The organism is Nostoc paludosum FACHB-159 (assembly GCF_014698835.1).
In the GTDB taxonomy this organism is placed as follows: domain Bacteria; phylum Cyanobacteriota; class Cyanobacteriia; order Cyanobacteriales; family Nostocaceae; genus Nostoc; species Nostoc paludosum.
The window spans coordinates 38,112-47,330 of sequence record NZ_JACJTU010000052.1; the positions used below are offsets into that span (position 1 = coordinate 38,112).

8 protein-coding genes and 4 pseudogenes are annotated in these 9,219 nt (G+C 43.4%); 7 read left to right on the forward strand and 5 right to left on the reverse strand.

Features of this window, described 5'->3' with window-relative positions; translation table 11 throughout:
- Positions 1-36 precede the first annotated feature (36 nt).
- Complete coding sequence (locus H6H03_RS32060; protein ID WP_190959074.1) at positions 37-177, reverse strand: hypothetical protein; 141 nt, start codon at positions 175-177, stop codon at positions 37-39.
- Between the two features lie 174 nt (positions 178-351).
- On the opposite strand from H6H03_RS32060, the pseudogene H6H03_RS32065 reads away from it, so the two are divergent.
- Positions 352-417 (forward strand): annotated as a pseudogene (locus tag H6H03_RS32065) (photosystem I iron-sulfur center protein PsaC); the annotation flags it as partial.
- 758 nt (positions 418-1,175) lie between these two features.
- Positions 1,176-1,532 carry a hypothetical protein gene (locus H6H03_RS32070; RefSeq protein ID WP_190959075.1) on the forward strand — a complete coding sequence of 119 codons (357 nt, stop codon included), beginning with the start codon at positions 1,176-1,178 and terminating at the stop codon, positions 1,530-1,532.
- A 427-nt stretch (positions 1,533-1,959) separates the two neighbouring features.
- Here H6H03_RS32070 and H6H03_RS32075 read toward each other — a convergent pair whose 3' ends face one another.
- Together H6H03_RS32075 and H6H03_RS32080 are read right to left on the reverse strand one after the other, a co-directional pair.
- Positions 1,960-2,115: a hypothetical protein gene (locus tag H6H03_RS32075; RefSeq protein ID WP_190959076.1), complete on the reverse strand. Its 156-nt coding sequence runs from the start codon at positions 2,113-2,115 to the stop codon at positions 1,960-1,962.
- 100 nt (positions 2,116-2,215) lie between these two features.
- Positions 2,216-2,422 carry a hypothetical protein gene (locus H6H03_RS32080; RefSeq protein ID WP_190959077.1) on the reverse strand — a complete coding sequence of 69 codons (207 nt, stop codon included), beginning with the start codon at positions 2,420-2,422 and terminating at the stop codon, positions 2,216-2,218.
- Positions 2,423-2,744: 322 nt separating this feature from the next.
- On the opposite strand from H6H03_RS32080, the pseudogene H6H03_RS42265 reads away from it, so the two are divergent.
- The 3 pseudogenes from H6H03_RS42265 to H6H03_RS42275 form a co-directional block, all read left to right on the forward strand.
- Positions 2,745-3,356 (forward strand): annotated as a pseudogene (locus tag H6H03_RS42265) (pentapeptide repeat-containing protein); the annotation flags it as partial.
- Positions 3,319-3,399 (forward strand): annotated as a pseudogene (locus tag H6H03_RS42270) (hypothetical protein); the annotation flags it as partial. The pseudogenes H6H03_RS42265 and H6H03_RS42270, both read left to right, overlap by 38 nt.
- A pseudogene (locus tag H6H03_RS42275) lies at positions 3,369-4,430 on the forward strand (pentapeptide repeat-containing protein); the annotation flags it as partial. The pseudogenes H6H03_RS42270 and H6H03_RS42275, both read left to right, overlap by 31 nt.
- Before the next feature lie 541 nt (positions 4,431-4,971).
- On the opposite strand, the gene H6H03_RS42280 reads toward H6H03_RS42275, so the two are convergent.
- The gene (locus H6H03_RS42280; protein WP_449289995.1) at positions 4,972-5,328 is read right to left on the reverse strand and encodes a tyrosine-type recombinase/integrase; all 357 of its coding nucleotides are present in this window, start codon (positions 5,326-5,328) and stop codon (positions 4,972-4,974) included.
- A 69-nt stretch (positions 5,329-5,397) separates the two neighbouring features.
- Here H6H03_RS42280 and H6H03_RS42145 point away from each other — a divergent pair, with 69 nt between their 5' ends.
- A complete protein-coding gene (locus H6H03_RS42145; protein ID WP_390842911.1) occupies positions 5,398-5,646 on the forward strand; it encodes a hypothetical protein in 249 nt (82 codons plus the stop codon).
- Positions 5,647-6,174: 528 nt separating this feature from the next.
- On the opposite strand, the gene mobV is transcribed toward H6H03_RS42145, so the two are convergent.
- Positions 6,175-7,974: a MobV family relaxase gene (mobV, locus tag H6H03_RS32095; protein ID WP_190959079.1), complete on the reverse strand. Its 1,800-nt coding sequence runs from the start codon at positions 7,972-7,974 to the stop codon at positions 6,175-6,177.
- 408 nt (positions 7,975-8,382) lie between these two features.
- On the opposite strand from mobV, the gene H6H03_RS32100 reads away from it, so the two are divergent.
- The coding region (locus H6H03_RS32100) for a ParM/StbA family protein (protein ID WP_190959080.1) at positions 8,383-9,219 on the forward strand (837 nt) is incomplete at its 3' end.

The window sequence follows — 9,219 nt, forward strand, 5'->3', positions numbered from 1 at the left end:
TCGCCGTTTCTACTTCCTGCCTCACCATCTGCCAACTTACTTAGTAGCGCTACACGTATGGGCTAATTCGTGCAATTCATAGCCAAAAGTATTGTAACTCCGTTCGCGTAGCAATGGCGATCGCTCGGTGGCAAGGTGAAGTTTGCTGGCGAGATGGTCAGCTACGGCAAAGTACACGGCACTATCAACGTAGTGACTAAAGACGGGGAGAAGTGCGCCTACTTCAGGGAAGCATTTCTGATTGGTTAATTTCTCTTTTTAAATATAATTGTGGAGGCAATTTTCTATGAGTGCAAAAGCACAATCTTTATCAGACGTTCAAGGAGAGTTCTTTTGTACCTCAGATACGTTGATTTTTTGAGCATCCGGGTTTACCTGGGCGCTAAAACAACTCGCAGTATGGGTCTAGCTTACTAAAAAGCTCATACCTAGTGGTGAGCCGCCGAAGTTCAAATATCTTCTTTTCGAGAATCAGTATGGAAGCATATTCTTTTGCTACACCCTAAACCCTACACCCCACACTCTAATAAACAAGCCATACAAGAGTAGCTGTAAAAGCACATTATTTCAGTACACCCTACACCGTAATCAATACTTTTTCTCTTTGAGAAATACCCAGTTTGTGCTGCCTAATATAATGCACTTAAGACAAATTTACTATTGTAGTAAAGATGTCTAGAACAAAATCTAGATAGGTTTTTATGAACAAGGAAACAATTCTGTTTACTATGTTTGCAGTGGTTTTTGTGGTTTTAGCTATGCGTAGCGTGGTTGATTCTCAAGCCCAATCTGTATTACTTGAGTACTCAAAGCTATTTCTAGCAGGGTATTTGGGTTACTTGCTCAAATAAAAAATGTCTCCAGATAGTTAGACTATCCGAAGACTTGTAATTTAAAATGTTGTTCTCAGATTAGCTGAAATTCTCGGTAATAGACAACCTTGTTTAAGGTTGTCTATTCTATTTACTCAACAATACCTTCTAAGATGCGGTCGTCAAACCTACGATCGCATCTCAATTTTACAGCGAGTAATTACCCCACACCGCCATCGACCTGGGGGTAGTCGTCCTTTGTGGTGAAGGAGTTTCTAGTGGGATGAATATTTAGTTTATTCAAAACTAACATATAAAGTATGAACCGTTAAATTAACGGTTCATACTTAGCTAGCAATAAAGATGAACAAAATCAAGGACAAAGCAATGATAAAAATACAAAACCTGCAAGCTTCAGAACAATTACTTCAGGAACTTGATGACTTCCAAGCGTACAAGATTTTAGGCGGACAAAATAATTTACCTGGTATAGAAATCGAAAGGTCTACCACGGGAGGAATAATGGTAAACCCCGGTGTGAGCGAACTTGGAAGGCTTCTTCCTTCCCAAGATACTGTTATCGATCACGTAGTCAGACCAGGAGGTGCTGCATTAATTGGTGGTTTAACAACCCCCGATAATCCATTAAGGGGAGGGTTGGGTGCTGCTGCTGGTATTTGTTTAGGTTGCCATCCCAAGACAAAACCGCAGCAAAATTAGCAATATTCTTTTTACTTGGATATAATGCTTATTTTTGTATTGCCCTACTTTGGTCATACTTTATAAGCGATAATTTTTTTAAGTGTAGCTAGCAGCAATAAGGCTTGTTCAGAGCTAGATTAATTGCAACTATCAAACAGTATTTACTTATCAAATTTCGCTTTTTCGTAGGTTATTTGGTGGTTTTGACAATAGTAAACTTGCTTTAAAACTTGGGGTGAAAGCAATAACGTTTGATTTTCTTAATAACCGTTGATAATATCAAATTTTGCCTAACCAGTGCGTGTTTTAGTGCAGAAATTTATTGATAATAGTGTCAATAAGCTCACACCCCACATCCCCAAGCGCGCGATCGACTTGGGGATGTGGGGTGATGGCCAATCTTCACTAAAAACTCACAAAATTGTATTTAACTGAGTAAGTATGATTAGTGTTTTCCTGCTTCTATTTCATAGCATCGCAAAATCAATGATTTGAGTCTATCAAAATCATTCACAGAATCAATTTTTATCTTTGAAACCATTTCAGCATTGACTCCAGGTACATCCTGAATCACAAAACCAGGCGCTGGCGTTTTTGACATCAGATCGTCTTTCGATTATTTGTCTTATTTTATCTCCAAGTAACAAAACCCCGCTTTTGATAGTCGTTAGCGGGATTTGTTACATTATTGTGTGGTTTAACTAGCTTTCTGTTTTGTCGTCTTTATTGTTTCCGTTGAATTCATCACCTATACTGTCAGCCGCCCAACTTGCGCCAGCACCTGCAACAGTAAGTGCTGTGACGGCTACGGCTCCGATTGGTGCAAGTGCAGCGACCGTAAAAACACCCACACCAACAGCACCAGCTTTTAATACTTTTCCAGGGGTAATTTTATCAAGTCCGAACATATCAGTATTCCTCTATACTAATAAACTCTCTATTTCTAAGTATTCCCATGTTTAATTTGAAACTAACAAATACTGTTTAGTTATCAAATTTCGCTTGTAAGTGGGTTATTTGGTGATTTAGACAAAATGTCGTCATATCTCCATAAACCGACATCTCCCATACAAAAGGTGACAGGGGAGCAAAGCTTGCCCGCCGCTTTCAACACCTGCTATAGTCAAAACCAAACTTGCTGCTTAGATGCGATGAGATTCATTGAAAATTATATCTTTGTATTTATGCCCCATTAAAGATTCTGAAGGCAGGACATAAGGAGAATCTGTAATGGTTAATAAAAAGCATTATGTACGACTAAAAGAAGGTGTGGAAGCTTGGAATAACTGGAGAGATAAAAATTTAAATATAAATCTTGACCTCATCGGGGCTTACCTCATCGGGGCTTACCTCAGCGAGGCTAACCTCAGTAACGCTAACCTCAACGGGGCTGACCTCAGCCAGGCTAACCTCAGCCAGGCTAACCTCACCCTGGCTTACCTCATCGGGGCTAACCTCAGCCAGGCTAACCTCGGCGGGGCTAACCTCCGCGTGGCTGACCTCACCCAGGCTAACCTCGGCGGGGCTAACCTCACCCAGGCTGACCTCATTGGGGCTAACCTCAGCGGGGCTAACCTCAGCCAGGCTAACCTCCACGGGGCTAACCTCAGCGAGGCTGACCTCAGCCAGGCTGACCTCAACGGGGCTAACCTCAGCCAGGCTAACCTCAGCGGACTTGACCTTAGTGGACTTGACCTTAGCGGACTTGACCTTAGCGGGGCTAACCTCAGGCAGGCTAACCTCCACGGGGCTAACCTCACCCAGGCTAACCTCCGCGGGGCTAATCTCACTGGAGCTATTCTCACTGAGGCTAACCTCACTAAGGCTGACCTCAGCCAGACTGACCTCAGTGGGGCTAACCTCAGTAGACTTGACCTCAGCGAGGCTAACCTCAGCGGGGCTAACCTCAGTAGACTTGACCTCAGTGGACTTGACCTTAGCGGGGCTGACATCAGCGAGGCTAACTTAAGTAAAACTCAAGCATTAGGAACAAATTTTACAAACGCAAAGTTTACGGGTGCTTGTTTGGAAGACTGGAATATCAATAGTGCTACGAAGCTGGATAATATTGATTGTCAGTATGTCTATTTGAAAAATGACAATCAAGAACGCCGTCCAAGTAGCGGAGAGTTTGCACCAGGAGAGTTTACCAAGCTATTTCAAAAAGCTTTGAATACCATTGACCTCATCTTTCGCAATGGAGTTGACTGGGAAGCCTTTGCTTACTCATTTAGAAAAATTCAAGTTGAAAATGCAGACGAAGAGTTAGCTATACAAAGTATTGAGAATAAAGGCGATGGTGTAGTTGTTATTAGGGTCAATGTCTCCGCTAGTGTAGATAAGCCAAAGATTCATAGCGATTTTTTACAGGGATATGAGTTTGCCCATAAAGTTTTAGAAGAGAGATACAAGGCAGAAATTAGCAGCAAAGATTTACAAATAATACATTACGGCGAACAAGTTCAAAGACAGCAAGAAAATATTAATAACTTATTTTACTTACTTAATCAACAACAAACAGTGCAAAAAGCTATGGCACAAAACTCTGGAAAAGTTTCTAATAATAACTTTTATAATCCTCAGTTTGGTGGGGCTTTTATAGATGCTCAGGCAGTTAATGCACAAGAGATACATGGAAACATAACTAACTACACGTCTGACCAAAAGCAAAATCTTGCTGAAGCAGCAGCAGAAATTCAAAAACTTCTCAAACAATTAGAGGAAACCAACCCCACTGCTACTGAGGCTGAGAAAGTTGCTTACGTTAATGACGAAACTACACCTAGTTTCAAGCGCCGTGTTGTTGGCGCATTCCAGGCAGGGGGTGAAACAGCGATTGATGAATTTATTTTAGAAAATAAGTATCTTAAAGTTGCAAAAGCAGTTATTAAAGCTTGGCTACAACCAGGTAGTTAACTGAGTTGGTTGTTATCAACCTTGCTTCTCAACCATCCGCGCACCTTATGGGGTCTGCCTTTCAGGGATTCATATTTAGCCAAATTAGAAACTGTTGTGTTATGATTTACCCATCCGCGCAACCGAACCTCGAAAAACCAAATAAAGTAAAGCTTCCAGCCGCAAGCCACTGCAATTAACACAAATCCCTATTAGGGATTGAAACTTGGGAGAATTTCATCAAGTAATTGAGTTTGAAAATATTGTAATTAACCAAAATCTCTATTAGGGATTGAAACTTGTAGGTGCAGAGTAGCTCGTACAGTAGGAAGTTTGCGATTGCAATTAACCAAAATCCCTATTAGGGATTGAAACTCGTTATCCCCAGCACTAACTGTAATGATATTAGAATTATTGCAATTAACCTAAATCCCTATTAGGGATTGAAACATGGCTGATGCTATGCGATCGCACTATCCAGAACATTGCAATTAACCAAAATCCCTATTAGGGATTGAAACAGAGTAAAAGCGGCGATCGTCAAGGCTGCAATCGATTGCAATTAACCTAAATCCCTATTAGGGATTGAAGCATCAATTTCTAGCTTTTCATCAACCCCCAGTTCTACACCACTTCTACCCACAGGCGACAACATCGCCAAACTCGCAGCCGCACCTAACACCTGCTCGTCTGACACTTCCAAATATCTCTGCAACTGCTCCAAATTCCGATGCCCTGATATCTCCTGAATCACTCTCAACGGTATGCCAGCATTACTCATCTGAGTTAATGCAGTCCTTCTAAAGCTGTGGGTACTCACGCCAATTATCCCGGCTTGTTTGCAAGCTTCTCTCAAAATCCTAGCGGCGCTTGTCTTCGCTGATATGCCCATCGCTACGACCAGGGAACAGATAATCATCGCCGGAGAGCGGGTAATACTCAGCCAACAATCGCCGCAAGTCTTCAATCACTGGTATTGAGCGTGTGTATGCTTCCCTTTAGTGTTCGCCTTCCTGATAATCAGCCGGGGTCTGACCTGCCTTTTGAGTGTGTAAATATCTTGGGTCAACAGAGTGTAGCATTCACGAATACGGCAAGCACTGAAGAGGCAGACACCGAACTTTCGTGCGATCGCGGTGAGAGTAGCATTCAAGGATATTTAGTCACGCACTTACCTTATATATATGTAGGTAGGTGCGTGACTATTTTGTTAACAGAGAATAATAAGCGTGAATAACGCACTCAACAGCACCGGGAAACTTTGCCCTGGTGGGCCGCTGTATGACTTGCGAACCGAAAAATTATTTTTCTGTCTGAAATTCCTGCTTTAAGCGTCATCATTGTCATCGACTAATTCAAGGATCGTGGTCACTAATTTGGTATTAAATTAATACCAAATAATGCCAAATAGAAACTAATTATCAGCCAAGAAAAACCCGATGATTACCAAACTGTTGCTTGATGACCAAATCGTTGCCAAATTGTTACCAAATTCAAACAAGCTGTTGCCAAATCGTGTTTTTTCAAGAGGTGAAAAAATTTTTTCAGAAAATAATGGCTGTCAGTGACCAAATCGTTGCCAAGTTGAAACTATTCGTGACTAAACAGCGCCCAATTTTGACAAAATAAAATTTGACCAATTTGGGAATTTTGACGCACAGTACGCCAAAATTGGCGGAAAGTTTTTGAGCGAAAACTGATTTGATTGGAAGAGTAATAGAAAAAATAACTACTAAAAAACTACACTAGCACTACAAAAGAGCTTTTAAAGACTCAAATCATCTTCTTCGTGCTGCCGTTGCTGCTGCTGTTGCCGTAACTGTCGCCCATAATCAATAAGCTGCTGATTCCAATCATGTGCCTTAGATTTTTTGATTTGGGACTGTGGCAGTAGTTCTAATACACGCTGTGCCACCGCATCTGTGGTTTTATCGTTACCAAACGCCACCAGTATATTAGGAACTTTCTGCAATCGCTCAAGTGGTAAGCTCTTGATGTCATCAATAGCTATATAAGCTGTTCGTTCGGGTGGGGCATCTCCCCTTATAAGATATTCCAGCATGGCTCTTGAGATAGCATCGATGGGGGATTTGCACAAAATCGCTGTTGAGGTTTTATCGTTAGCCTTTCCCCCCAAACTGAAGTAAAACCAGCTATCACTGCGCTTAGTACCCTTAGAGTAACCAAGAAATCTGTTGTTCTCTCCCCTTGTTCCCCGTAGGAATGCACCGTTACGTTGACCATCAAGATTCCGCATGACAAAAACAGCGTTTTGTTGGTCATCAGCGTAAACTAGCCCCTGGTTATGAAGCATTTGCACACAATCATCGGGGATGCCCCGTTGTTGGGTAAGGTAATGTTCAACAGCAGACCAGTTAGCTTTATCTTCAACGGGTGGAGTGAATTGGGGACGTGGTTCAGTCTGGATAATGTCAGCCGCTGCTTTTTTAGCATGAGCCATCGCTGCTCTTTGTGCCCCAGCTTCACCAAAGCGGTCACCCAGCCAAGCGATCGCAGAACGAAAATTGCACCCCTGTACGTGCATCACCAAATCAATCGCACCGCCGCCGCCTTTCTGCTCTTGGGGTGAGAAGTCGTAAAATTTTGAGCCATCTATATTAATGATGTGACTGTGACCCCTCCACTTGGAGCGATCGTAATTTAGCCCCAACTCCCAGGCGACATCCTCCAAGGCCAAGTCCCGCAGTTGTTGGGTTTTCAATTCAAGTGAGCGCACTTCTTTTTCTAAACGTTGTCGTTCCTTCTCACTGGCTCTTGCCCGTTGCTCAGCACGGGATAATCGCTCAAGCATGAAAGCGCGGTCAGCCAATTGGTGATTAATCGCTTGGAAATCGTCACTCTGCTGAATCCGGGCAATGTAAGTCCTAGCTGATTCAAAGGGTGTGGGTGCTAATTGGTTATTCTCCCAGACTGCGGTGAATGGTTCGCTGTTAACAGCTTGGTAATACTCCTTTACTTTGGTGTGGGTGGCCTTACTGCCCTTAACCCCCCGTTCAATGCCCAAAGGAGCGAGTGCAGCAGCATAACTATCTTGCAGCTTGGACAGTTTAATGCTGCCAACACGACCATCACCGCCGAACATTTCCTTGTGACTTAGCTGTTTAGTTTTGTCGTTGATGGGGACGATGTAAGCATGAATGTGGGGAGTAGCTTCATCCAAGTGTAATTCTGCCCGGACACACTTATCACCATAGTTGTTGATTAGCCATTGTCTAGAAGCTCCAGCAAACTGTACCATGCGGTCTTGTTCCCACTCACCAGCAACAGATGGGTCATGAGGGCGAAAATATTCGGGCGATGCCGATAAAAATATCTCACTACACAGCACGGCATCCTTGCGGGGTTTGTGCTTTGTGGTGCTGGCTATCTTGGTTTTGACTAAATCTTCCAGTGCTGTACCGTCCTCAGTACCAATCAACCGGATATTTTTTTTAGTGTTGTCGGCGTTTGGGGTATCTTGTAAACGGGCGGTATGCTTCTCGCTACCCCCGACATTGCCGAAAGATTTGAGTTTTTCAACGCGCAGAATCGCCAAAGCCACCATTGATTTACTCTCGATTACAACAGTTGTGCCAAGGGTGTGCAAACTCCCCGAAGGGGCGAACGAAACTTCTGCGTCCTGAGCGGAGCGAAGGATGGGCGCAGCCCACCCAGCGGGCGCGGAAGTGTAGTGAGTACACTACCATACTAGTACCCCTAACCGAAATTCTGCGGCTACCGTCCACCAACCGAAAGCCATTGGCACAAGTTGGCACACAATAGTGCCTTTTTAGCACAGCTTTAGAGCAAACCTGCACAATTGAGTACGGCGAAATCACCACTGACACTCATGGGTCGGGGTCAGTCTTGTGTGCCAGTTTGTGCAGGATTGGTGATAAATGTGTACTGGTTCTGTGCCAACTTGCTCTAAAAATGCGTCATCATAAAGTCATTACTTTAACCAGCTATTTGCATGACTGACATTTACCTTAGCGTGGACGTTGGCGGGTCACAAACTAAGATAATTTATCAAGTGGATGACCAGACTAAACCAAATTATGTTCTGCTGCCACCAGCGATAGAAGAGATTACTAAGGATAAACTCAATTTTTTCATGGAACGCTTGGGCTGGATTGGTAGCCCTTCACCAGATCAACAACTGTGGGTTGAGTGGAATAACAGAGTGGTGGTGTTGGGTGAGTTCGCGGCTAACTTTGATCCGCTTGACCGGATCAAGGAACTCAAATATGAGAATGCCTTGTGGAAAGTATTGAGTGCTGTTGGCTTAATTGTTGAACTCAGCTTAGTTAAGGTGACGGCGAAAAAACAAATTAACTTAGAGTTGGCGTTACTTCTGCCGTGGAATGAGTACAGCGATCGCCGTCGCTTTGAAGAACAGTTACGGGTGATGCTGGCTAATTTTACGGTACGCAAACAATATTTAAAGGTGAACCTAGAGCGTTTCTTGTGCCGTCCTGAAGGTGGGGGATTAGCAGCACTGCGAATCAAACAGCAGGGGGTAGACTGGTTACGCAATCAACAACTAGCTGTATTAATGTTCGGTCACAGGAACACGACAGCACTTTATTTTGACCGGGGGCAACTGAAGCTGGGCGATAGTCCACTGTTGGGCTTTGCCAATATGTTGGATATCGTGCTGGATATGACCAGTGGTTTAGACCGAGAGCGTTTAGCAAATGCTGTATTTGATGCACGCTACACGATTATTAATAAGGTCTACAGCAAAGACCGTAATCACTCGGCACGCCCTAATTGGATAACTTTTGACCAAATACAAGCTCTAGCAAGT

Bases quoted from the DNA above. Each gene is read 5' to 3' on its own strand.
- H6H03_RS32070 (WP_190959075.1), top strand. From the start codon at position 1,176: ATGAACAAAATCAAGGACAAAGCAATGATAAAAATACAAAACCTGCAA.
- H6H03_RS32075 (WP_190959076.1), bottom strand. From the start codon at position 2,115: ATGTCAAAAACGCCAGCGCCTGGTTTTGTGATTCAGGATGTACCTGGA.
- H6H03_RS32080 (WP_190959077.1), bottom strand. From the start codon at position 2,422: ATGTTCGGACTTGATAAAATTACCCCTGGAAAAGTATTAAAAGCTGGT.
- H6H03_RS42280 (WP_449289995.1), bottom strand. From the start codon at position 5,328: ATGATTATCTGTTCCCTGGTCGTAGCGATGGGCATATCAGCGAAGACA.
- H6H03_RS42145 (WP_390842911.1), top strand. From the start codon at position 5,398: ATGCTTCCCTTTAGTGTTCGCCTTCCTGATAATCAGCCGGGGTCTGAC.
- mobV (WP_190959079.1), bottom strand. From the start codon at position 7,974: ATGGTGGCTTTGGCGATTCTGCGCGTTGAAAAACTCAAATCTTTCGGC.